General features: G+C 73.4%; 21 protein-coding genes and 1 tRNA gene. 12 read left to right on the forward strand and 10 right to left on the reverse strand.

Features of this window, described 5'->3' with window-relative positions:
- The first annotated feature begins 39 nt into the window (after positions 1 to 39).
- Complete coding sequence (locus tag IE264_RS22405; RefSeq protein ID WP_051821982.1) at positions 40 to 486, forward strand: ribosomal maturation YjgA family protein; 447 nt, start codon at positions 40 to 42, stop codon at positions 484 to 486.
- On the opposite strand, the gene IE264_RS22410 is transcribed toward IE264_RS22405, so the two are convergent.
- Positions 437 to 772 carry a hypothetical protein gene (locus tag IE264_RS22410; RefSeq protein WP_015610550.1) on the reverse strand — a complete coding sequence of 112 codons (336 nt, stop codon included), beginning with the start codon at positions 770 to 772 and terminating at the stop codon, positions 437 to 439. The genes IE264_RS22405 and IE264_RS22410 overlap by 50 nt on opposite strands.
- Positions 773 to 1,000: 228 nt before the next feature.
- Here IE264_RS22410 and IE264_RS22415 point away from each other — a divergent pair, with 228 nt between their 5' ends.
- Positions 1,001 to 2,329 (forward strand): MFS transporter, encoded by a 1,329-nt coding sequence (locus tag IE264_RS22415; protein WP_032759399.1) that lies wholly within the window; start codon positions 1,001 to 1,003, stop codon positions 2,327 to 2,329.
- Between the two features lie 247 nt (positions 2,330 to 2,576).
- Here IE264_RS22415 and IE264_RS22420 read toward each other — a convergent pair whose 3' ends face one another.
- Positions 2,577 to 3,182: a flavin reductase family protein gene (locus IE264_RS22420; protein WP_032759438.1), complete on the reverse strand. Its 606-nt coding sequence runs from the start codon at positions 3,180 to 3,182 to the stop codon at positions 2,577 to 2,579.
- Positions 3,183 to 3,263: 81 nt separating this feature from the next.
- Positions 3,264 to 3,848, reverse strand: coding sequence for a CGNR zinc finger domain-containing protein (locus IE264_RS22425; protein ID WP_015610553.1), 585 nt, complete (start codon positions 3,846 to 3,848; stop codon positions 3,264 to 3,266).
- Positions 3,849 to 4,000: 152 nt separating this feature from the next.
- On the opposite strand from IE264_RS22425, the gene IE264_RS22430 reads away from it, so the two are divergent.
- The 4 genes from IE264_RS22430 (at position 4,001) to IE264_RS22445 (ending at position 6,965) form a co-directional block, all read left to right on the forward strand.
- Complete coding sequence (locus IE264_RS22430) at positions 4,001 to 4,456, forward strand: VOC family protein (RefSeq protein WP_015610554.1); 456 nt, start codon at positions 4,001 to 4,003, stop codon at positions 4,454 to 4,456.
- A 71-nt stretch (positions 4,457 to 4,527) separates the two neighbouring features.
- A complete protein-coding gene (locus IE264_RS22435; RefSeq protein WP_032759400.1) occupies positions 4,528 to 5,505 on the forward strand; it encodes a pyridoxamine 5'-phosphate oxidase family protein in 978 nt (325 codons plus the stop codon).
- A gap of 60 nt (positions 5,506 to 5,565) precedes the next feature.
- Complete coding sequence (locus IE264_RS22440; protein WP_015610556.1) at positions 5,566 to 5,760, forward strand: ferredoxin; 195 nt, start codon at positions 5,566 to 5,568, stop codon at positions 5,758 to 5,760.
- A complete protein-coding gene (locus tag IE264_RS22445; RefSeq protein WP_063605785.1) occupies positions 5,757 to 6,965 on the forward strand; it encodes an NAD(P)/FAD-dependent oxidoreductase in 1,209 nt (402 codons plus the stop codon). Before IE264_RS22440 ends, IE264_RS22445 begins: the two co-directional genes overlap by 4 nt.
- On the opposite strand, the gene IE264_RS22450 is transcribed toward IE264_RS22445, so the two are convergent.
- On the reverse strand, positions 6,962 to 7,792 hold the full coding sequence (locus tag IE264_RS22450) for an enoyl-CoA hydratase/isomerase family protein (protein WP_032759440.1): 831 nt from the start codon (positions 7,790 to 7,792) through the stop codon (positions 6,962 to 6,964). The two genes, IE264_RS22445 and IE264_RS22450, sit on opposite strands and share 4 nt — an antisense overlap.
- 86 nt (positions 7,793 to 7,878) lie before the next feature.
- Positions 7,879 to 10,107 (reverse strand): acetate--CoA ligase family protein, encoded by a 2,229-nt coding sequence (locus tag IE264_RS22455; RefSeq protein ID WP_032759401.1) that lies wholly within the window; start codon positions 10,105 to 10,107, stop codon positions 7,879 to 7,881.
- Between the two features lie 247 nt (positions 10,108 to 10,354).
- Between IE264_RS22455 and IE264_RS22460 the strand changes: the two genes are divergently transcribed.
- A tRNA-Met gene (locus IE264_RS22460) sits at positions 10,355 to 10,428 on the forward strand.
- 161 nt (positions 10,429 to 10,589) lie between these two features.
- Complete coding sequence (locus tag IE264_RS22465; protein WP_051821980.1) at positions 10,590 to 11,462, forward strand: NAD(P)H-binding protein; 873 nt, start codon at positions 10,590 to 10,592, stop codon at positions 11,460 to 11,462.
- A gap of 44 nt (positions 11,463 to 11,506) precedes the next feature.
- Here the strand turns inward: IE264_RS22465 and IE264_RS22470 are convergent, their stop codons facing one another.
- Entirely contained in the window at positions 11,507 to 11,974 is a 468-nt protein-coding gene (locus IE264_RS22470) for a winged helix DNA-binding protein (RefSeq protein ID WP_032759403.1), read from the reverse strand.
- Positions 11,975 to 12,030: 56 nt separating this feature from the next.
- On the reverse strand, positions 12,031 to 12,978 hold the full coding sequence (locus IE264_RS22475; protein ID WP_032759404.1) for an AraC family transcriptional regulator: 948 nt from the start codon (positions 12,976 to 12,978) through the stop codon (positions 12,031 to 12,033).
- Between the two features lie 102 nt (positions 12,979 to 13,080).
- Here IE264_RS22475 and IE264_RS22480 point away from each other — a divergent pair, with 102 nt between their 5' ends.
- On the forward strand, positions 13,081 to 13,944 hold the full coding sequence (locus tag IE264_RS22480; protein ID WP_032759405.1) for an NAD(P)H-binding protein: 864 nt from the start codon (positions 13,081 to 13,083) through the stop codon (positions 13,942 to 13,944).
- Between the two features lie 138 nt (positions 13,945 to 14,082).
- Here IE264_RS22480 and IE264_RS22485 read toward each other — a convergent pair whose 3' ends face one another.
- The 3 genes from IE264_RS22485 to IE264_RS22495 all read right to left on the reverse strand — a co-directional run bounded on the left by IE264_RS22485 (position 14,083) and on the right by IE264_RS22495 (position 17,532).
- Positions 14,083 to 15,642 carry a M28 family peptidase gene (locus IE264_RS22485; RefSeq protein ID WP_106973137.1) on the reverse strand — a complete coding sequence of 520 codons (1,560 nt, stop codon included), beginning with the start codon at positions 15,640 to 15,642 and terminating at the stop codon, positions 14,083 to 14,085.
- A 220-nt stretch (positions 15,643 to 15,862) separates the two neighbouring features.
- Positions 15,863 to 16,315 (reverse strand): hypothetical protein, encoded by a 453-nt coding sequence (locus IE264_RS22490; RefSeq protein ID WP_158706567.1) that lies wholly within the window; start codon positions 16,313 to 16,315, stop codon positions 15,863 to 15,865.
- A gap of 23 nt (positions 16,316 to 16,338) precedes the next feature.
- The gene (locus IE264_RS22495) at positions 16,339 to 17,532 is read right to left on the reverse strand and encodes a flavin-containing monooxygenase (RefSeq protein WP_032759407.1); all 1,194 of its coding nucleotides are present in this window, start codon (positions 17,530 to 17,532) and stop codon (positions 16,339 to 16,341) included.
- Between the two features lie 229 nt (positions 17,533 to 17,761).
- On the opposite strand from IE264_RS22495, the gene fepB reads away from it, so the two are divergent.
- From fepB to IE264_RS22510, 3 genes are read left to right on the forward strand one after another with little or no spacing between them, the layout of a single operon-like run.
- Complete coding sequence (fepB, locus tag IE264_RS22500) at positions 17,762 to 18,805, forward strand: Fe2+-enterobactin ABC transporter substrate-binding protein (protein ID WP_032759408.1); 1,044 nt, start codon at positions 17,762 to 17,764, stop codon at positions 18,803 to 18,805.
- Positions 18,806 to 18,807: 2 nt separating this feature from the next.
- Positions 18,808 to 19,857, forward strand: coding sequence for a FecCD family ABC transporter permease (locus IE264_RS22505; RefSeq protein WP_032759409.1), 1,050 nt, complete (start codon positions 18,808 to 18,810; stop codon positions 19,855 to 19,857).
- Complete coding sequence (locus tag IE264_RS22510; RefSeq protein ID WP_032759410.1) at positions 19,854 to 20,888, forward strand: FecCD family ABC transporter permease; 1,035 nt, start codon at positions 19,854 to 19,856, stop codon at positions 20,886 to 20,888. The genes IE264_RS22505 and IE264_RS22510 overlap by 4 nt, the downstream gene beginning before the upstream one ends.
- The last annotated feature ends 21 nt before the right edge of the window (positions 20,889 to 20,909 follow it).

The following is a 20,909-nucleotide window of genomic DNA, read 5'->3' on the forward strand; positions in this document are numbered from 1 at the left end:
GTTCCTCCCCGCGCGGCGGCGAAGACTTCTCCGGGCACGGTGACGAGAGCTTCTCCCGGCCTGGTGGCGAGGGTTGCTCCCCGCGCGGTGGCGGCGGCCGCCGCGGTCGTCACCGTCGCCGCGGGCCTCGCCGTACGCGCCGGGGCGGACGGCGCCTTCGCCAAGTACGCGGGGAGCGCGCTCTACACGGTGCTGCTCTGCGCCCTCATCGCCTTCTGCGCGCCCCGCGCACGACCGCTCGCCGTGGCCGGGACCGCGCTCGCCCTGAGCTGGGCGGTCGAACTGCTCCAGCTCACCGGCGTACCGGCGGAGTGGTCGGCGCACAGCACGGCGGCCCGCCTGGCCCTCGGCTCGACCTTCAACGCCCCGGACCTGCTCTGGTACGCGGTGGGCGCGGCGGCGGCCTGGGCGCTCCACGCCGGGGCCCGGAGGTTCGCTACGCCTTCTTCTGCCGGGCGCGCTTCTCGGCCCGCTGCATCTCGATGACCTCCAGGACGTGGGCGCTGATCTGCCGGCGGACCGTACCGGCGACGAACAGCACCGTGCCCAGCACCGACAACGGGACGGAGACCGCCAGGATCGTCAGCTGCTCGGGCCAGGCCTCGATCAGGCCGCAGTTCTGCGTCTCCCCGTAGCAGGACGCGTCCGACTGCTCCACCAGCAGGAACGCCAGCCGCACCCACAACGCGCAGGCGGCGATCAGCAGCACGGCTCCCCAGGACTGCATCGATGTCGATGTGCGATGGAACTGCTGGCGTGCGATCCACTGCATGAGATCCCCCGGATCCGTTGCGTACGAGGCGCCCGGCCGGTCGGCCGGGCCGACCGACGGCGATGGTACGTGCAGGGGCCACCGGTCCCGTGGGCCGGGCCGCGACGCGGTGACCCGGTGCTCAGTGCTCCGGTGACCCGGTGGCCAGTGCTCCGATGGCCCGATTCCTGCGAACCGTGTCCTCCCGGCCACTCGTGGGGAAAGGCACCGGCCAAGAAGCTGGTCCACGTGACCGAGACCATCGAAAGCGCCGCCCAGGACGACGACCGGCGGCCGCCCCTGGAGGCGCGCCGCCGCCCCCGTGTGCACCGGGCGTGGATCGTCGCCGCCGTCACCTTCGTGACGATCATCGGCGGCGCGGCCTTCAACTCCCTGCCCGGGCTGCTCATCGACCCGCTCCACACCGAGTTCGGCTGGTCGCGCGGGGAGATCGGGCTCGCGGTCTCCATCGACATGGCGCTGTACGGGCTGACCGCGCCGTTCGCCGCCGCGCTCATGGACCGCTTCGGCATCCGGCGGGTCGTCGCGGCCGCGCTGACCATGGTGGCGGCCGGGGCGCTCGCCAGCGTCTGGATGACGGCCTCCTGGCAGCTGATGATCTACTGGGGGCTGCTCGTCGGCCTCGGCACCGGGTCCATGGCGATGGCGTTCGCCGCGACCGTCACCAACCGCTGGTTCGTCGCCCGCCGGGGCCTGGTCACCGGCATCCTCACCGCGGCGGGCGCCTCCGGGCAGCTCGTCTTCCTGCCGCTCTGCGCCTGGATCGTCGACGAGCACGGCTGGCGGCCCGCCTCCGTCACGGTCGCCCTGGCGGCGCTGGTCGTCGTCCCGTTCGTCTGCCTCCTGATGCGCGACCACCCGGCCGATGTGGGGCTGGCCCCGTACGGAGGTGCGTACGTGGCGAAGCCCGCCCCCGCCCGGGGCGCCGCCCGCCGCACGGTGAAGGTGTTGTTCAAGGCGGCCCGCACCGGCCCCTTCTGGCTGCTGGCGGGCACTTTCGCGATCTGCGGGGCCTCCACCAACGGCCTGATCCGCACCCACTTCGTCCCCTCCGCCCACGACCACGGCATGCCCATCACGGCGGCCGCCTCGCTGCTGGCGGTGATCGGGATCTTCGACGTCATCGGCACGATCTTCTCGGGCTGGCTCACCGACCGCTTCGACGCCCGCAGGCTGCTCGCCGTCTACTACGCGCTGCGCGGGATCTCGCTGCTGTTCCTGCCGATGCTGATGGGCCCCGATGTGCGGCCGCCGATGGTCTTCTTCATCGTGTTCTACGGTCTCGACTGGGTCGCCACCGTCCCGCCGACGCTGGCGCTCTGCCGGGAGCAGTACGGCGAGGACAGCGCGATCGTCTTCGGCTGGGTGCTCGCCTCGCACCAGGTGGGCGCGGCGGTCGTGGCGTTCCTCGGCGGAGTCGCGCGGGACGTCTTCGGCAGTTACGACGTGGTCTGGTACGCGTCGGGGGCGCTGTGCGCGGTGGCGGCGCTGATGTCGCTGGTGATCCGGCGGGTCCGGGCGTCCTCGGCGCCTGAACCGACTGTCTCCAGCGTCTGAACCGCCCGCCCCCAACGGCTGAACCGGCTGTCTCCAGCGTCTGAACCGCCCGCCCCCAACGGCTGAACCGGCGTGCCAGGGCCTAGGGCGTGTCCGGCGGATCTTGACCGGGTCCGCGACGCCTGGCACGGCACCTCGCGGCGTTGCCGAAACGCCCGAATCGCTCCGCGATGAGGGCGTTCCAGCGCCTTGCGATGCACCGCACCAGACGCCGCGGCCTATCCGGCCCTGATCCGCCGGACACGCCCTAGCGGCTGAACCGGCCGAAGAGTCCCCGGTGGAACAGCAGCGGCTCCCCCTCTGCCCCCTCCTCCACCGCCCCCAGCGCCTCCACCCGGCCGACCACGATGAGGTGGTCCCCGCCGGTGTGGACGGCGTGGACGCGGCAGTCGACCCAGGCCGGTACGGAGTCGAGCAGCGGTGACCCCGTCGCCGGGGCGTCCCCGTACGCCACCCCCGCGAACTTGTCCGCCCCGCTCACCGCGAACCCCCGGCACAGCGCGCCCTGCCCGGACCCCAGGATGTTCACGCAGAAGGACCCGGCGCGGGCGATGCGCGGCCAGGTCGTCGACGTACGGGCGACCATGAAGGCGACCAGCGGCGGGTCCAGCGAGAGCGAGGCGAAGGACTGGCAGGCGAACCCGGTCGGCCCGTCCGCGTCGCGCGCGGTGACGACGGTGACGCCGCTGGCGAAGTTGCCCAGTACGCGCCGGAATTCGGCCGGGTCGACCGGGAGCCGCTCGTCGTCCCGGACGGCCCTCAGGTCGGGCCGGGGCAGCTCCTCCGGAAGCGGCGGTTCTGCTGTCGTGGCGGCGCCGACGGACCTGAGGTACCGGACGGCGGTGGCGGCCATGCCTGCGTGTCCCATCACACCGCCCATTAGAACTGACGCATCGTCAGATGTGAACCCGTGCGGGCACCCTGCCCGCCCTGTTCACGCGCCGGTGCGGCGGGCGTAGTGGCGCTGGGCCTTCGCGCGGTTGCCGCAGCCGGCCATCGAGCACCAGCGGCGGGTGCCGTTCTTGGAGATGTCGTAGAAGTGCAGGACGCAGGTGTCGTTGGCGCAGGGACGGATGCGGTCGGGCCGGTCGGCCACCAGGTGGAGCCAGTTGTCGGCCGCGTGCCAGGCCGGCCCCCAGGACGGGTCGTCCACCTCCACCCCCGACTCCGGCAGCCCGTCGGGCCCGAGGGTGCGGCGGATGCGCCCGTGGGACAGCACCTCGTTGAGCGCGGCCGTGGCGCCGGGGGTGGCGGGCTCGTGGCGGGCGGCCGAGGCGGCAAGCGCTTCGAGTGCGGTACGGGCGGTCAGCAGGCGCTCCAGGGTGGCGTGGCCGGCGACCGGGGCGGCGGGCCCCATGGCCTCGCGCACCGGCGCGCCGCTCAGCCAGATCGCCAGGCCGTTCTCGGATTCCAACAGGTCACGAGGGCCTTCCGCGTCGACCCAGCGGGTGTTCAGCAGGTCCAGCGCGAGCGGTTCGCCGGTCAGCGGCCGGGGGTCGGCCCCAGTGGGGTGCGGCACGGCAGAGGGTCCTTCCGTCGCGAGGTGTTCCCCTCGATTCTAACCGGACAGGAGACTTTCACCGGTTGACCGTCCTCGATCTAACCCTTAAATTCGGTTTTACTGGTTGCGAGGTGGCCTCGCGGCCCTGACCGAAAGCATGGGGACCGACCATGAGCAAGGCGAAGAACCTGCGGACCGGCCACATCGGCCTCAACGTCACCGACCTGGACCGTTCGACCGCCTTCTACCGCGAGGTCTTCGACTTCGAGGTGCTGGGCGAGGGCAAGGACGGCGACCGCCGCTGGGCCTTCCTCGGGCGGGACTCCCGGCTCGTGGTGACCCTGTGGCAGCAGAGCGAGGGCTCCTTCGCCCCCGCACTGCCCGGCCTGCACCACCTCTCCTTCCAGGTCGACACCGTCGAGGAGATCCGGGCCACCGAGGAGGTCCTGCGCTCCCTGGGCGCCGGCTTCGCCTACGACGGGGTCGTGCCGCACGGGGAGACCGGCACCTCGGGCGGCATCTTCTTCACCGACCCCGACGGCATCCGCCTGGAGATCTACGCGGCCACCGGCGCCGACCCGGCCCACGCCCCGACCTCCGGGGCCCCCACCTGCGGTTTCTTCTAGACGGCAGGCACGACGGCAGCCACAGCACGGGCCACTTCCCGGCGAAGGGGCAGAACCGGAAAGGCAGCACCATGGGCGGCTACCACCGCGGCGAGATCGCCGTGCAGGAGCGGGCGGGCTTCGCCCGTCAGGCCGGGCACGCGCACGGCGCCATCGGCAACACCGTTCCCGACGTGGCGGTGGCGTTCCTCGCCGACCAGCCCCACCTGGTGGTGGGCGGCACGGACGAGCGCGGCCGGGTCTGGGCGACCCAGCTCACCGGGGAGCCGGGCTTCCTGACCGTTCCCCGGCCGCAGACCCTGCACATCGGGGCGCTGCCCCCGCCGGAGGACCCGCTCGCGGCGGTCCTGGCAGGGGCCGGGGGCGGATCTGAGCTCGCGGCCGGGGCCGGAACCGGGGGTGGAGCCGGCTCGGGTCCGCAGCCCGCCCGGATCGGCATGATCGGCATCGAACCGGCCACCCGGCGCCGGATGCGGATGAACGGCCGGGCGGTCCGCGACGGCCACGGACTGCGCGTCGAACTCGACCAGGTCCTCTCCAACTGCCCCAAGTACATCCAGAAACGCGACCACCACCCGGTCACGGACCAGGGCGCATCCACCCCCCGTACAGCCGTCGACAGCACGGAGCTGAGCCCCGCACAGCAGCGGACGCTCCGGGCCGCCGACACCTTCTTCATCGCCACCACCGACGACCGGGGCGACGCCGACGCCTCGCACCGGGGCGGCAACCCAGGCTTCGTCCAGGTGGTCTCGCCCCGGCTGCTGCGCTGGCCCGACTACGCGGGCAACGCCATGTTCCTGACCCTGGGCAACCTCGAACTCAACCCGGCCGCCGGTCTCCTCGTTCCCGGCTGGGAGACCGGCACCTCACTGCACCTGACGGGTTCGGCCCGCACGGTGTGGGACGGGGATGAGGTGGCCCGCCACCCCGGGGCGCAGCGGCTGGTGGAGTTCGAGATCGCCGCTGTACGGGAGGTGGCGGCGGCCTCCCCGCTGCGCTGGTCCGCGCCCGCCTTCTCCCGCTTCAACCCGCCGACGGCCGGCTGAACCCCCACCCCACCGTGCCACTGACACCGCACCCGCACCCGCACCCGATACGGAGTCACCATGCAGATCACCGTGGACCTGGATCTCTGCGAGAGCCACGGAAGTTGCGTCTTCGCCGCCCCCGGGATCTTCTCGTTCGACGACGACGACTACCTCCTGTACGAACCCGCGCCGGACGACGGACTGCGCGGTGCGGCCGAGAAGGCCGCCGCCTCCTGCCCGGTCCGCGCCATCACCGTGGCCGCCGCCCCGTGAGCGCCGCCGGCCATCCGCGCGAGGTGGTGATCGTCGGGGCCTCGCTGGCGGGGCTGCGGGCCGCCGCGACCCTGCGGGCCGAGGGGTTCGGCGGACACCTGACCCTCGTCGGGGCGGAGCAGTACACCCCGTACGACCGTCCGCCGCTCTCCAAGAAGTTCCTGACGGCCGCCGACCCGGCCGAGACCAGGCTGCCGGTCCCCGACGACCTCCGGGCCCGCTGGCTGCTGGGGCGGGCCGCGGTCCGGCTCGACCCGTACAGCCGGATCGTCACCCTCGCCGACGGCACCCGGCTGCCCTACGACGGGCTGCTGATCGCCACCGGAGCCGCCGCCCGGTCCGGCGCGGTGCCCGGCGAACCCGGCCCGGGGCAGGGCGTGTTCACCCTGCGCGACCGGGACGACGCGGTGGCGCTGCGGGCCGCGCTGGCCGCCGGGCGGAGGCTGCTCGTGGTCGGCGCCGGGTTCCTCGGCGGGGAGATCGCCGCGGCGGGCCGGGCGCTCGGGCTCGATGTCACGCTCGTGGAAGCCGGGGCCGTACCGCTGGAGCGGGCGGTGGGCGCGGAGGCGGGCGCGTTCGTGGGGATGCTCCACCGGGAGGCGGGCATCGACCTGCGCACCGGCACCACGGTCACCGCGTTCCGCACCGGCCCGGACGGCGCGCTCACGGGCGCCCGGCTGGCCGACGGGCGGACCGTCGCGGCCGATGTCGCCGTACTGGCCCTGGGCGCGGTCCCGGCCACCGGATGGCTGGCCGGATCGGGGATCGAGGCGACCGGCGGGGTGCCCTGCGACAACCGGCTGCGGGCCCTGTTCCCGGACGGTACGGCCGTGCCCGGCGTGGTCGCGGCGGGCGACGCGGCCCGGGTCCCGCAGCCCCTGGCGGGCGGCGACGCGCCTCCCCCGGGCCACTGGTCCGGCGCGGTGGAGCAGGGCACGGCGGCCGCCCGTACGCTGCTGCTGGGCGAGGCGGCCCCGGTCTTCGAGGAGGTGCCGTCCTTCTGGTCCGACTTCCACGGCGTCCGGCTCCGCTCGGTGGGCCTCCCGGGCCTGGCGGACACGGTGAAGGTCCACGAGTGCGACCGGGACGCCCGGCGGCTGGAGGTCAGCTACCACCTGGGCGGCCGGCTGGTCGGCGCCCTGACCATCGGTCGCACCTCCCGACTCGCCGCCTACCGGAGGGTGTTGGCCGAACCCACTCCCTAGTGCCCGCGGTACTCCGGTGTGCGCCGCTCGACGAAGGAGGCGACCCCCTCGTTGGCGTCCCGGGTGGTCATGTTGATCTCCTGGGCGGCCGCCTCCGCCGCGAAGGCCGTCGCCCGGTCGCTGGTGAGTGAGTCGTTCACGAGTTGCTTGGTCAGGGCGATGGCCCGGGTCGGCCCGCAGGCCAGCCGCCCGGCCCACTCGGCGGCGAGGGCGCCCAACTCAGCCGCCGGAGCTGTGCGGTTGACCAGCCCGATCCGTTCCGCGTCCGCCGCCGTGAGGGCGTCCCCGAAGAACATCAGCTCCTTCGCGCGCTGCGGGCCGATGAGCCGGGGCAGCAGATAGGCGCCGCCGCCGTCCGGGACGAGCCCGCGGCGGACGAAGACCTCGATGAACTTCGCCGTGTCGGCCGCCAGGACCAGATCGCAGGCGAACGCCAGATGCGCGCCGATCCCGGCGGCGGTCCCGTTGACGGCGGCGATCACCGGCTTCTCGCAGTCCAGTACGGCGGCGATGAGCCGCTGCGCGCCGAGCCGGATGGTCCGGGCGACGTCCCCGGGGAGCCGTTCGCGGGGCTGCGCGGGGGCGCCGCGCAGATCGGCGCCCGCGCAGAAGCCGCGGCCGGTGGCGGTGAGCACGACGGCCCGTACGGCGGGGTCGGCGGACGCGTCGGCCAGCAGGGCGATGACACGTTCGCGCTGCTCCCAGGTGACGGCGTTCATGGCCTCGGGCCGGTTGAGGGTGATCCAGGAGACGCCGGCGGTGGTGGTGCGGTGGAGGACGGTGGACTCGACGGGGGCGGGGGCGGGGGCTTTCGGTTCGCGGTTCACCGCCGTAAGGCTCTCGGGCTCGCGGTTCACCGCCGTACCGCCCTCCGTATCCCGGTTCACCGCCGTACCGCCCTCCGTATCCCGGCTCACCGGCACACCGCCAGCGCGTCCAGTGCCACCGCGCCCTGTCCGCGCCCCAGCACCACCAGCGGGTTGATGTCCAGCTCGGTCAGGTCGTCGCCGAGCTCCAGGGCCATCCGCTGGACCCGCAGCACCACCTCCACGAGGGCGTCCACATCGACCGGCGCCCCGCCGCGCACGCCCTGGAGCAGGGCCCGGCCGCGGAGCTCGCCGAGCATGTCCCGGGCGTCCTTCTCGCCGAAGGGCGGCACCCGTACCGCCGTGTCGTGCAGCACCTCCACCAGGACCCCGCCGAGCCCGACCGTGACGGTCGGCCCGAAGAGGGCGTCGTGGGTGACGCCGACCATCATCTCGACGCCCCGGTCGATCATCTGGCAGACGAGGATGCCGTCCAGGTCGACGGATTCGAAGCGGGCTATGTCGGTCAGTTCCCGGTAGGCATCCCGCACTTGACTGGCGGAGGTGAGACCGACCTTGACCAGGCCCAGCTCCGTCTTGTGGGCGAGGTGGGGCCCGGAGGCCTTCATCACGACGGGGTAGCCGACCGGACCGGCCGCCCGGACGGCGCCCGCCGCGCTGGTCACCAGCTGCTCGCGCGGCACCCGGATCCCGTACGCGCGCAGCAGTTGCTTCGCCGCGTGCTCGCTGAGCTGCCGGCCCGGCCGCATCAGGCCCTGCGCCTTGCGGAAGGAGGGGGAGGGGGTGCGCGGGGCCTCGTCGAAGGGGGAGCGGTAGCCGGTGGCGAAGCGGTGGTGGTCCAGGTGGGCCTTCACGGCGGTGATGCAGTTGGAGAACGTACGGAAGGTGGCGACGCGGGAGGAGCCGAGGAGCGTGGTGCGGTAGGCGTCCTCGGTGCCCACCGGGGAGCCCCAGACCACGCAGACCAGCTTGTCGGTGGCCTCGGCCGCGTCCACCAGGTCCTGGGCGAGGCGGTCGCTCATGGGCGGGAACGGGCCGGTGATCGGACAGATCAGGACCCCGACGGACGGGTCGGCGAGGATCGCGTCGATGATCTTCCGGCCGCGGTGGTCGCCGACCGGGTGGCCGCCGTTGTCGATGGGGTTGGCGACGTTGAGGTAGCCGGGTATCCAGGTGTGCAGCTCGTCCTGCTTGGCGGCGGAGAGGACGGGCAGGGTGAGCCCGGCCACCGTCGCCAGGTCCGCGAAGTGGGCGCCGGTGCCGCCGGAGATGGAGTACACGGCGACGCCCTCCGCGCGGGGCGGCCGGGCGCGGGCCAACAGGGCGGCGGTGTCCTGGAGTTCGTCGAGGCCGTCCACCCGGACCACCCCGAACTGGCGCATCGCCGCGTCCACCACCTGATCGGCCCCGGTCAGCTTCCCGGTGTGCGAGGCGGCGGCCTCGGCCCCGGCCTCCGTACGCCCCACCTTCACCGCGACCACCGGCACCCCTGCCCGGGCGGCCCGGTCGGCGGCGAGCAGGAAGGAACGGCCGTCCTTGAGCCCCTCCACGTAACAGGCGATGGCCCCCACCTCGGGGCGCTGGGCGAAGTACGCGATGAAGTCGGCGGTCTCCAGATCGGCCTCGTTGCCCGTGGGCGCCCAGTGCGAGAGCCGGATGCCCAGCTCCTGGAGGGAGTGCAGCGGCCGGCCCTGGTGCCCGGACTGGGTGATGAGGGCGATGGCGGGGCCCTCCAGGTCGTCCCGGAACTCCTCGAAGGCGTTCAGGTTGGTGTTCGGCCCCAGCAGCCGCAGCCCGGAGCGTTCCACGGCGGCCGCCAGCCGGGCCTGTGCCACCGCCCCCGCCTCCCCGGTCTCGGCGAACCCGGAGGCGAAGGCCACGGCGAAGGGGACCTTGGCCTCCGCCAGCTCCTCGATCACCGGGAGCGGGTCGGCGACCAGCAGGACCGCGAGGTCGACGGGCTCGGGCAGCTCGGCCACGGAGGGGACGCAGGGCCGCCCGAACACGGTCTCCCGGGTCGGGTGCACCGGGTGCAGCCGCGCCCCGACGCGCTCGGCCCAGGCGATGAGCTGCCGGGTGATGCCGGTGTTGGGGCGTCCTTCGGTGTCGGAGGCGCCGACGACGGCCACGGAGCGCGGCCGGAAGAAGCGGTCCAGGTCGGGCACGGCCAGGTGCAGCGGCCGCCCGCTGACATCGAGCCCGCCCTGCCGGGTGGCGGTGGGCAGGCTGACGACGGAGGCGTGCGGCTCCTCGCCGCAGGCCACCACCCGGGCGCGGAAGTCGGTGGTGAGGGTGCCGTGAGTCGATCCAAGCATCGTTCCGCCACTCCTGCTCGATGGTCCGCCGGCCCGGGGTCCGTGTGGGGGGCAGGCGCAATTGGCTGACGCCCTGTCAGGTTACTGAACTGACGGCCCGTCAGGAATGGTCGTGCAGGCAAAGGCTCCGGGCGGCCCCGGGTGCCGGGGTCGCGGTGGCCGCCCGGGTGCCGGGCGGCGGGGTCACGGTTGGCCGCCCGGGGTGGTCATGGGGCGGCGCGAAGTGGCGTAGAGTCGGGTTTACCGACGCGGGGTGGAGCAGCTCGGTAGCTCGCTGGGCTCATAACCCAGAGGTCGCAGGTTCAAATCCTGTCCCCGCTACTGAAGGATGAGGCCCGGATCCCCTGGATCCGGGCCTCATCCGTGTGCCCCCCTCCAGGGACAGGGACCCCGCCCCTGCCCTCCTGGGGACCGGACAGGCGGACATCCCTCCCGGACGCTGAGCCATGGCGGGGCGCGGGGGGCCGGGCGACGCTTGAGCCATGACACAGACAGCAGACGCAACGCCCGCACCTTTCCCCGTCCTGGTGACCGGCTCCACCGGCAAGACCGGCCGCAGGGTGGTGGCCCGCCTCCGTGAGCTGGGGGTGGAGACCCGGGCGGCCTCCCGGTCCGGGGAGACCCGGTTCGACTGGGAGGACCCGGCCACCTGGGCGCCCGCCCTGGAGGGGGCCGCCGCCGTCTACATCGTCCCGCTGGACACCGTGCCCTCCCCGACGCCCGCCTTCGTCGAGCAGGCGGTCGCGGCCGGAGTGCGGCGGCTGGTGCTGCTCTCGGCCCGGGGCGTGAACGTACCGGGCTACTTCGGCCCCGGCGTCTACGAGGACGGGGGCCCGCATCTCCACGGCGAGGAGGCCGTGCGCTCCTCCGGCCTGGCCTGGACGATCCTGCGGCCCGGCTGGTTCGCCCAGAACTTCAGCGAGGGCGTCTTCCTCGACGGCGTACGCGCCGGGGAGCTGACCCTGCCCGTCGGGGACGGCGAAGCCGCGTACATCGACACGGACGACATCGCGGCGGTGGCGGTGGCGGCGCTCACCGAGGACGGCCACGACAGCGAGGTGTACGAGTTGTCGGGTCCCCGCGCGCTGGGCGTCGCCGACGTCCTGGACGAGGTCGCGAAGGTGACCGGCGTACGCGCCTCCTACGCCCCGGTCGAGGAGGCCGTGTACCAGGAGGGCCTCATCGCGCACGGGATGTCGGAGGTGGAGGCCTCGCTCTGGATGGCCGCCCTGGAGCCGATCCGCACGAGCCGGGAGGCCCCGCTGAAGGACGGCGTCCACCGCGCCCTGGGCCGCCCCCCGCGCGACATCGCCGACGTCTTCAGGGACGCGGCGGCCGAGGGGGCCTGGGGCTGAGGGGGCCGGGGGCTGAGGGGGCCTGGGGTCAAGGGGGCGGGCGGCTAGTCCGGGGCGTCGCCGGTGTTGCGGATCATCTGCTGGAGCACCCGGAGGGCGGTGACGTAATCGGCGTCGTCGATGCCCCGGTGGATGCGCTCACGGATGGCCGGGGCGTGCCGCTTGAGCCCCACCCGCGCCTCCTCGCCCGCCTCGGTGATCCACAGCCGCCCGTCACCGTCCCGGGTGAGCCATCCGCGCTCCACCAGTACCTCCGACTCGGCGGTCAGGTCGTCCTCGGGCCGGATGTAGCTGCGCATGGCGCGCTGGAGCTCGGGGACGGTCATGCCGTCGCCATCGGGAGAGAGGTCGTTCCTCGACAGATTGCGCAGCAGCCAGAACTGGGGCTGGGTGAAGCCGCGTTCGGCCTGCCGGTCCCGGGTGAACCCGATGAGCGCCTCGTAGGCCAGGCCGGTCCAGTAGGCGGCGGGCTGGGCGGCGAGTTCGGCGTAGGTGAACTGATGGTCCGTCATGAGCGCTGCCTCGTCCTCGGGGTTGTCCGCTGATGAATCCAACGTAGAACCTCAAGTTAAGTTGACGTCAAGGAGGTGCGAAGGCCTCCCTGCCGGTACGAGCTCGGGCTCTCGCCCCGGAGCCGTTTGAACGCCGCGCTGAAGCCGAACGCGTCCGCGTAGCCGACCCGCCGGGCCACCGCCGCCACCGTCAGCTCCGGGCGGGTCAGCAGGTCGGCGGCGAGGGTCATGCGCCACTCGGTCAGGTACGCCACCGGGCCGTCCCCGACCAGCTCCGTGAACCGTTTCGCCAGGGTGGTGCGCGACACCCCCGCCCGGGCCGCCAGCTCCGCCGTCGTCCAGGGGTGGGCCGGGTCCTCGTGCATCGCCCGCAGCGCGGGGCCCGCGACCTCGTCGCCGAGGGCGCCGTACCACCCCGGCGGCTCGGCCTCCGGCCGGTCGAACCAGTCCCGCAGGGTGCACACGAGCATCCAGTCCAGCAGCCGGTCGAGCACGATCTGGTGCCCGGGCCGCGCGCCGCCGATCTGGGCGACCAGGTAGTCGCGCAGCGGACCGCAGTCGTCCTCGTCGGGCACGACGAGGACCGGCGGGAGGGCCCGGAGCAGCCGCAGGGGAACCTCCGCCTGTACGTCGTAGGCGGCGGCCAACAGCACGGTGGGTCCGGCGAGTTCGGAACCGTGGCCGTCGGGGGGTGCCAGGTCGTCGCCCCAGCGCACCTCCCGTACGCCGGGGGCGGTCCCCGGCACCGTCGTACCCGCGCTGTTCGCCGGGTCGTCGGTGAAGGTGAACGGCGCCGGCCCCCGTACGATCGCGGCCTCCCCGAAAGCCAGCCGCCGCGGCTCCCCGCCCTCCGGCACGATCCACCCGGCACCCCGCATCGGCAGGCACAGCGTCAGGTAGGCCCCGTCCGTGAAGCGCAGGGACCACGGTGGCCACAGCACCGACCGCCCGAACACCGCACCCTTGCCCCGCACGCCACGCAACAGTTCGTCGAACACGTCCATGGCGCCACGATAGGCAGAGAATCCGGGCGTCCCGGACGTTCACCTATGCACTGCGGACGGACGCCCATGGTTCGGGTGGCCCCCGCACGATGGACTTGCCCCATGACAGCGAAGACCGGCACGCACCGCACCCCGTCCACCGTCCTCGTCCTCGGGGCCACCGGCAAGACCGGGCGCCGGGTCGTGGACCACCTGCGCGCCTCCGGGACGGCCACGGTCCGGGGGGCCTCCCGCTCCGGCGAGGTCCGGTTCGACTGGACGCTCCCCGACACCTGGGAGCCCGCCCTCGCGGGAGCCGACGCGCTCTACCTCGTGGCGCCCGACGACCCGTCCCCCGTACGGGAGTTCGTGCGGCAGGCCGCAGCACTCGGCGTACGCCGCTTCGTGGCGCTCTCCGGCCGCGGCATCGAGAAGGCGGGGGAGAAGGGGTTCGGCCAGGGCATGGCGGCCGCTGAGGCCGCGGTCCAGGAGTCCGGGGCCGAGTGGACGCTCCTGCGCCCCAACAACTTCTTCCAGAACTTCGACGAGGACCTGTGGCTGGCCCCGCTCCGGGCCGGCCGGCTGGGCCTGCCGATCGGGGACATGCCGGAACCGTTCATCGACGCCGGTGATGTGGCGGAGGTCGCGGCGGCGGTCCTCACCGAGGACGGCGACCGCCACGCGGGCCGCACGTACGAGCTGTCGGGCCCCCGCGCGCTCACCTTCGCCGAGGCCACCCGCACCATCGCGGGGGCGGCGGGCCGCCCGATCCGTTACGAGGAGCTCACCCCGGCCGCGTACCGCGCCGAACTCCTCGCCGAGGGGTGGCCGGAGGCGGCGGCCGACGGGCTGGGCGCCATGTTCGCCCTGCACCGGGCGGGTTACACCGCCGAGGTCACCGACGACGTCCGCCGGATCCTGGGGCGGGCCCCGGCCGACCTGGAACCGTGGGCGCGGGGCGTTGCGACGCGGGGCGTGTGGGCGTAGGGGGGAGCCGCCTCCGGACGCCCGGACCCCCGGACCCCCGGATCCCCGGACCCCCGGCCTCCGGACCCCCGGTCGGGGGGCCGGGGGTCCGGAGGACCGGGACTTCAGGGGTCGGTGTCCCGAGGCCGTACTACTGGGTCACCTCGTGCTCGTACCCGTCGTCGCGTCCGCATCCGCCACGTACGACAGCGGCGCCTGCCGTCCGGCGGCGGTCGGCGGGTTCTTCAGGGAGCCCAGGTCGTGGGCGTACGTGCCCACAGCGTTGGCGATGACGTCGATGTTGATGTCGAACGCCTTCGTGTTGATATTCCTGAGCGTGTCCCCGGCCGCGTGGTAGTTCACGTCGAACGCGACCCCCGCCTGGCCGCCCCATTTCGCCGCCTCGGCCGGCGTCTTCAGCGCCTCCATGCCGGAGAACGTACCGCCGGAGGGGATCCCCGCCAGAACGAAGGGGTGGTAGTCCGAGCGGCCGATGAAGGGCGTTCCGGCGGTCGGGAGCCCCCGGTCGCCCAGGAACGTGGTGATGTCACGTTCGAGCTGGGCCGAACCCGTAGGGCCTTCGGGGAAGTTGAGGCCGTCGGAGTTGTCGCCGTCGAAGACGAACAGGCCGTAGTTGGGCGAGGCGAGGTTCTCGAAGTTCAGATAGAGCTTGATCTTCTGCCGCTCCGCGGGCGTCAGGCTCTCGACGTAGTGCGCGGAGCCGAACAGGCCGCTCTCCGCCGCCGACCACCAGGCGAACCGCACCTTGTTGCGCGGCTGCTTCTCCTTCTTGGCCAGCTTCAGAGCGACGTCCAGCAGGCCGGCCGCGCCCGATCCGTTGTCGTTGATGCCCGGACCGGCCTTCACCGAGTCCAGGTGGGCCCCGAGCGCCACGGTGCTGGCGGCGTCGCCGCCCCGCGTCTCGGCGATGACGTTCCGCGTGGTGCGGGTCTCCTGGAGCTGGCGGACCTCGAAGGAGATGGTCACCGGGCCGTTGGCGAGGTCGGCGGCGAGCCTGTCCCCGTCCGGCTTGGAGAGCCCGGCGGTGGGGATCTTCACGGTGGCCGGGTCGCCGAGGGTGCCGGACAGCGGACCGTACCCGGCGTCGATGTTGTTGTAGATGATGGCCCCGGCCGCGCCCGCCGCCGCGGCCTGCTCCTGTTTGGCGTCGAAGGTGCAGCCGCCGCGCTTGATCAGCGCGATTTTGCCGGTGAAGGCGCCCGCCGCGTAGTCGCCCGGTTCGCAGCCGGTGGTGCCGTCCTCGTCGACCGGCGGGGCGGCCAGCTCGGCCGTGATGCCGCCGACCGGCGTCGACTTGGTGTAGGTGAGCGCCTTGATCTCGGCGTCGAACGGTGTGGGGGAGACGGCGGAGAGCTTCTCGGCCAGCGTCTCGGTGTAGATGAAGTCGAACTTCTGGGACGAGACGCGGTACCCGGCCGCCTTCAGCAGTGTCTGCACATAGGCGGCGGAGATCTCGTGCCCCAGTGATCCGGCGACACGGTGACCGCCCGTCGCCTGGGCTATCGCCTGTAAGGCCACGAGGTGCTTGCGGGCGTCCTTGGCGGACGCGTCACGCACCAGCGCCTTCGAGAGGGCGGCGGCGTCCTGGCCCGCCCTGTCCTTGTGGGCGGAGGCGGGCGATGCCGAGGCCAGCAGAAGAGGGGCCACCAGTGCGGTGGCTGCCAGGGCAGCGACGGATCTTCGAACGGAGGCGCTCACAGAAGTCCTTCCCGGTACGGACAAGATGAGGGGAAGTTAGCGATCTACGTGCCCCCCTGTGAACACCTGTGCCACAACTCAGTGCATTAATCACACAGTTGTCATCATGTCGCCGTAGTCACTCCTGCGTGGCCTCGATCTACGCAGGAGTGATCTACGCAGGCGTGGTCCACGCGGGTGTGATCCACCCGGGTGTGATCCACGCGGGGTGGGCCGGGGCTCAGTGCTCCGGCCAGAGCTGGAACAGCCAGACCTCCAGCGGGACTTCACGCGGAGCCGGCTCGGGGAACTTGTCGTCCTCGTCGGGGTCGAGCTCGCGGCTCCGGTGCAGGAGACGGAAGCGGTACGGGCCGGGCGTGACGGGCGCGGACTCGTTGAAGAAGCCGAAGAGGTCCAGGACGGCCAGGCGCTCCTCCAGCGCGGCACGGAACTCGCGCCGGTAGGTCCAGAGGCCCTCCTCCGGCTCCGGCGGCTCGCCGGACCACGACTCCAGCCGTACGAGCGGGTGGTGGTCGGTCCAGACGGTGGAGAGGTACAGCCCGGCCCCGGGGACCTGGATCCGCTCGTCGTCGGCCGGCGGCTCGTCGAACCACATCGTGCCCACCTGGACCGTCCGGTGGTCCACCCGCGGCCGGATGTCGTCCCGGCGGATCATCCGTGGCGGCTGCAACACCTCTGCCTCCTCCGGGCGCGGCCTCAGTGGGACCGCGCCACCTTCTTGGCGATCTTCCCGGCGTCCAGGGCCAGTTCGCGGAGCATCCCGCTGATCGGGTTGGTGAAGCCGGTGAAGTAGAGGCCCGGGGCCTGCTTCGGGGTGCGGCCGCCGTGGGTGACCGGGCGGCCCCGCGCGTCCAGCACGTCCAGGTGGCCGAGCAGCGGCTCCAGGGCGCGGGTGTAGCCGGTCGCCGCGATCACGGCGTCCGGGGTGAGGCGGGTGCCGTCGGCCAGGACCACCGCGTCCTTGTCGAAGGAGGCTACGGTCGCCACCGGGGTCACCCGGCCGGCCTTCACCGCGTCGATCAACCCCACGTCCTGGACCGGGATCGCCCCCTCCCGGACCCGGGAGTACAGGCCCGCCTCCGGACGCGGCAGCCCCTGGGCGGCCAGGTCGGGTACGGCGATCCGGGCCATGACGGCCCCCGCCCGGTCCACGAGCCGCACCGGCAGCCGGCGGACCAGGATGCCGGTCGCCTGGGCGGGCCAGCCCGCCGTGGAGCGGCGCACGATGTGCGGGGCGGTGCGCACCGCGATCCGTACCCGGGAGGCCCCGCCCTCCGCCAGGTCCGCCGCGATCTCCGCCCCCGTGTTGCCGATGCCGACCACCAGGACGTCCTTGTCGGCGTACGGGGCCGGGTTGCGGTACTCCGCCGCGTGCAGCAGCTCACCGGTGAACGTGTCGCGCCCCGGCCAGTCCGGGATGCGCGGGGTGTGGTTGAAGCCCGTGGCGACGACGACCGCGCGGCCCCGCAGGACCCGGCCGCCGGTGGCGGTGAGCTGCCAGTCGCCGGAGCCGTCGGGGGCCGGGTCGATCCGGTTCACCTCGACGCCCGTCACCACTTCCAGCTCGTGGTGCTCGGTGTACTTCTCCAGGTACCGCACCACGTCGTCCCGGCCCACCCACCGCCCGAACCTGCGCGGCATCTTCAGCCCCGGCAGCGCCGACCAGCGGCGCGTGGTGTGCAGGTGCAGCCGGTCGTAGTGGCCGCGCCAGGAGGCGCCGACCCGGTCCGACTTCTCCAGGACCACCGCCCGTACGCCCCGGGCGCGGAGCGCGGCGGCGGTGGCGAGGCCTCCGGGGCCGCCGCCGATGACGTAGACGGGCCGGTCGTCCGTGCGGTCGGTGAGGGCGACGGCGTCGGTACTGCCTGTGGGGGACGGGCTGTTGGGCATGGTTCGGAGCGTAATCGCCCGCTCTGTTGATGGGTCTCGGTCAAGGTGGGAATCGATTGCGAATTGATCACGGGGGGCGTGATGGGACGGTTGCGTACTGTTCGCACCCCGCTTCCCGTCTAAGGTAAGGCTAACCTTGCTTCGGTTGATGTGAGGTGACCATCGGGGGGTCTTCGCGCGGTGCAGTGCCGTGCGCCCGCCCGGCGGTCGAAGGGGTGGGACGACGGATATGAACGGCAGACAGTTGGACCGGGCTGCGACTGGTCGCGGCGGATTCTCCGGGCTCCGGGCCGGAGTCAGGAGCGCGGCGGTCCTCGCCGCCGGACTCCTCGCGCTCACCGCCTGCGGTGGCGGCGACACGGCCGACAAGGGCAGCGCGAACGGCAAGAACGACAAGGCGGCCGCCGCCACCCGCTCGGTCGAGCACGACGCCGGAACCGCCGAGAAGGTGCCCGCCCAGCCGAAGCGCATCGTCTCGGTCAGCGTCACGATGACTGGTCACCTGCTGGCCCTCGACGCCCCGGTCATCGCCTCCCAGGCCACCCCGCCCTCGGTCATCACCGACAAGCAGGGCTTCTTCACGCAGTGGTCCGACGCCGCGGCCAAGAACAGCGTCAAGGTCGCCTACCAGGGCTTCGAGCCCGACGTGGAGAAGGTCCTCGCGCTGAAGCCGGACCTCATCATCGGCGCCTCCTCCGGCGCGGAGAACGCCGAGAAGTTCTACGACAAGCTCTCCGTCGTCGCCCCCACCCTCCTCTACCGCCACGACGACGTCTCCTGGCAGGACCTGACCACCCGCCTCGGCAAGGACCTCGGCCTGGAGAAGCGCGCGGGCGAGGTCGTCGCCGCCCATGAGAAGCGGGTCGGCGAGGTCAAGGCCGCCATCACCGTGCCGAAGCAGTCCGCCGCCCTGGTCCGCGACAACCAGTCCGCGATGACCGTCTTCACCCCCGAGTCCGCCCAGGGCCGGCTGCTCACCTCGCTCGGCTTCACGGTCCTCGAACCGCCCGCAGACAAGGGCCAGACGCAGGGCGGCCGTTCGGACTTCGCGGAGTTCAGCCAGGAGAAGGTCGCCGACACCGCGAAGGACAGCTCGCTCCTCTTCGTCAGCCACACCCCCGAGGAGATCACCGCCGCCACCGCGCGCCCGGTCTGGAAGGACCTGGCCGCCGTCAAGGACAAGCGGGTGTACGACCTCGGCCTGGACACGTTCCGGCTGGACTACTACAGCGCGGGCAACCTGATCGACAAGATCGAGAAGGCCTTCGGCTGACGGTGACCGGTAAGAAACCCGCCGTACGCGTACGGTACGCCGCCGGGCTCACGGCGGGGCTGGTCCTCCTGGCCCTCGCCGTGGCCGGCGGCCTCGCCGTGGGCGCGCAGCCCGTGCCCCCGGCCGAGGTACTGGCCGCGCTGTTCGACCCGGACGCCCCGCACGCCTCCCTGGTCCGGGAGGTCCGGGTGGTGCGCACGCTCCTCGCCGTCACGGCCGGGGCGGCGCTGGGCCTGGCGGGGGCGGTGATGCAGGGGATGTCCCGCAACCCCCTGGCCGACCCCGGCATCCTCGGCGTCAACACCGGGGCCGCCTGCGCGGTGGTCGCCGCGACCGTCCTGCTCGGTACGCGCTCGCTCCAGGCCGTCGTCTGGTGGGCGCTGCTCGGGGCGGCCGTCGCGGTGGTGGCCGTGTATCTGCTCGGCGGCCGGGGCTCGGGTCGCGGCACCCCCGAAGGGCTCGTGCTCGCGGGGGTGGCCGTCACCGCTGTGCTGGGGGCGGTGGTCAGCGGGCTGGGGGTGCTGGACGCGGACGCGTACGGGACCCTGCGCATCTGGTCGGTCGGCACCCTCGCCGGACGCGAACTCCCGGTGCTGTGGGAAGTGTTGCCGTTCCTCCTGGTCGGCGCGGTGCTGGCGCTCACCGTCGCTCCCGCCCTCAACGCGTTCGCCCTCGGCGACGAGGCGGGGCGGGCGCTGGGCGTCGCCCCCGGACGCGTACGCCTGCTCGGGACGCTCGCCACGGTGCTGCTCAGCGGCGCGGCCACCGCCGCCATCGGCCCGGTCGGCTTCATCGGCCTGGTCGCCCCGCACGTGGCCCGCCTGCTCACCGGCCCCGACCACCGCCGCCTGATGCCGTACGCGGTCCTCATCGGCGCGGGTCTGCTGCTCGTCGCGGACATCGTGGGCCGGGTGATCGCGCGCCCGGCGGAGATCCAGGTGGGCATCGTCACGGCGTTCGTGGGCGCGCCCGTACTGATCTGGCTGATCGGCCGTACGCGGCTGAACCGCCGGTCCGCCTCCGCGTCCCGGAAGGCGGAGGCGACGGCGTGAGCGCGCTGACCCGAACCGCGGTGGTACGAGGCCGGGCCCTCGGCGGCCTCTCCCTCCGCATCCGCCCCCGCCCCCTCGCCGTCACCCTCCTCCTGGCCCTCCTCGCGGCGGGCAGCGGCGCGCTCGCGCTGACCCGGGACGGACTCGTACCGCCCGCCGAGGTGCTGGGCGCGCTGTTCGGCGCGGGCTCGGAGCAGGCCGCGTTCGTGGTCCTGGAACTGCGGCTGCCCCGGGTGGCGCTCGGCCTCGTCGTCGGCGCGGCGCTCGGAGCGGCCGGGGCGCTGTTCCAGCAGCTCTCCCGCAACCCGCTCGGCAGCCCGGACATCGTGGGCTTCAACTCCGGTGCGGCGACGGGTGCGTTGCTGGTCCTGCTGCACGGCGACCCGGCGTACGTGGCGGCCGGCGCGGCGGGCGGCGGCCTGGCGACAGCGGTCATCGTCCAACTCCTCGCCCGGCGGGGCTCGTTCCGGGGCAACCGGCTGATCCTCGCCGGGATCGCGGTCGGCTCGCTGCTGGCCTCGGTCAACGCGTACCTGCTCACCCGGGCCGCCCTGGACCACGCCCAGTCGGCGCAGCTCTGGCTGATCGGCAGCCTCGGCTCCACCGAACGCCACCAGATCCTCCCCGCCCTCATCGCGCTGGTGGCCCTCCTGCTGCTCGCCCTTCCCACGGTCCGCCGCCTGGACCTGCTGGAGATGGGCGACGAGGCGGCGGGCGGCCTGGGCGTCGACGCGGGCCGGACCCGGGTGCTCGTCCTCCTCGTCGCGGTCGGGCTGAGCGCGGTGGCGGTCTCGGTCGCCGGACCGATCGTGTTCGTGGCCCTCTGCGCACCCCAACTGGCCCGCCGCCTCAGCCGCGGTACGGGAACGGGGATGCTGCCCGCCGCCGCGATGGGGGCCCTGCTGCTTTCGGCCTCCGACCTGGTGGCCATCACGCTGCCGACGGCGGGACCGCTTCCGGTGGGTGTGGTGACCGGTGCGCTGGGCGGGGTCTACCTGGCATGGCTGCTGGGGTGCAGGCAGCGGCGCTAGGAGGCGCGCCGGTCCGTGCAG

This window comes from Streptomyces microflavus, assembly GCF_014650075.1.
GTDB lineage: Bacteria > Actinomycetota > Actinomycetes > Streptomycetales > Streptomycetaceae > Streptomyces > Streptomyces microflavus.

Bases quoted from the DNA above. Each gene is read 5' to 3' on its own strand.
- IE264_RS22410 (WP_015610550.1), bottom strand. From the start codon at position 772: ATGCAGTGGATCGCACGCCAGCAGTTCCATCGCACATCGACATCGATG.
- IE264_RS22420 (WP_032759438.1), bottom strand. From the start codon at position 3,182: ATGGCCGCCACCGCCGTCCGGTACCTCAGGTCCGTCGGCGCCGCCACG.
- IE264_RS22430 (WP_015610554.1), top strand. From the start codon at position 4,001: ATGAGCAAGGCGAAGAACCTGCGGACCGGCCACATCGGCCTCAACGTC.
- IE264_RS22435 (WP_032759400.1), top strand. From the start codon at position 4,528: ATGGGCGGCTACCACCGCGGCGAGATCGCCGTGCAGGAGCGGGCGGGC.
- IE264_RS22440 (WP_015610556.1), top strand. From the start codon at position 5,566: ATGCAGATCACCGTGGACCTGGATCTCTGCGAGAGCCACGGAAGTTGC.
- IE264_RS22455 (WP_032759401.1), bottom strand. From the start codon at position 10,107: ATGCTTGGATCGACTCACGGCACCCTCACCACCGACTTCCGCGCCCGG.
- IE264_RS22465 (WP_051821980.1), top strand. From the start codon at position 10,590: ATGACACAGACAGCAGACGCAACGCCCGCACCTTTCCCCGTCCTGGTG.
- IE264_RS22470 (WP_032759403.1), bottom strand. From the start codon at position 11,974: ATGACGGACCATCAGTTCACCTACGCCGAACTCGCCGCCCAGCCCGCC.
- IE264_RS22475 (WP_032759404.1), bottom strand. From the start codon at position 12,978: ATGGACGTGTTCGACGAACTGTTGCGTGGCGTGCGGGGCAAGGGTGCG.
- IE264_RS22480 (WP_032759405.1), top strand. From the start codon at position 13,081: ATGACAGCGAAGACCGGCACGCACCGCACCCCGTCCACCGTCCTCGTC.
- IE264_RS22495 (WP_032759407.1), bottom strand. From the start codon at position 17,532: ATGCCCAACAGCCCGTCCCCCACAGGCAGTACCGACGCCGTCGCCCTC.
- fepB (WP_032759408.1), top strand. From the start codon at position 17,762: ATGAACGGCAGACAGTTGGACCGGGCTGCGACTGGTCGCGGCGGATTC.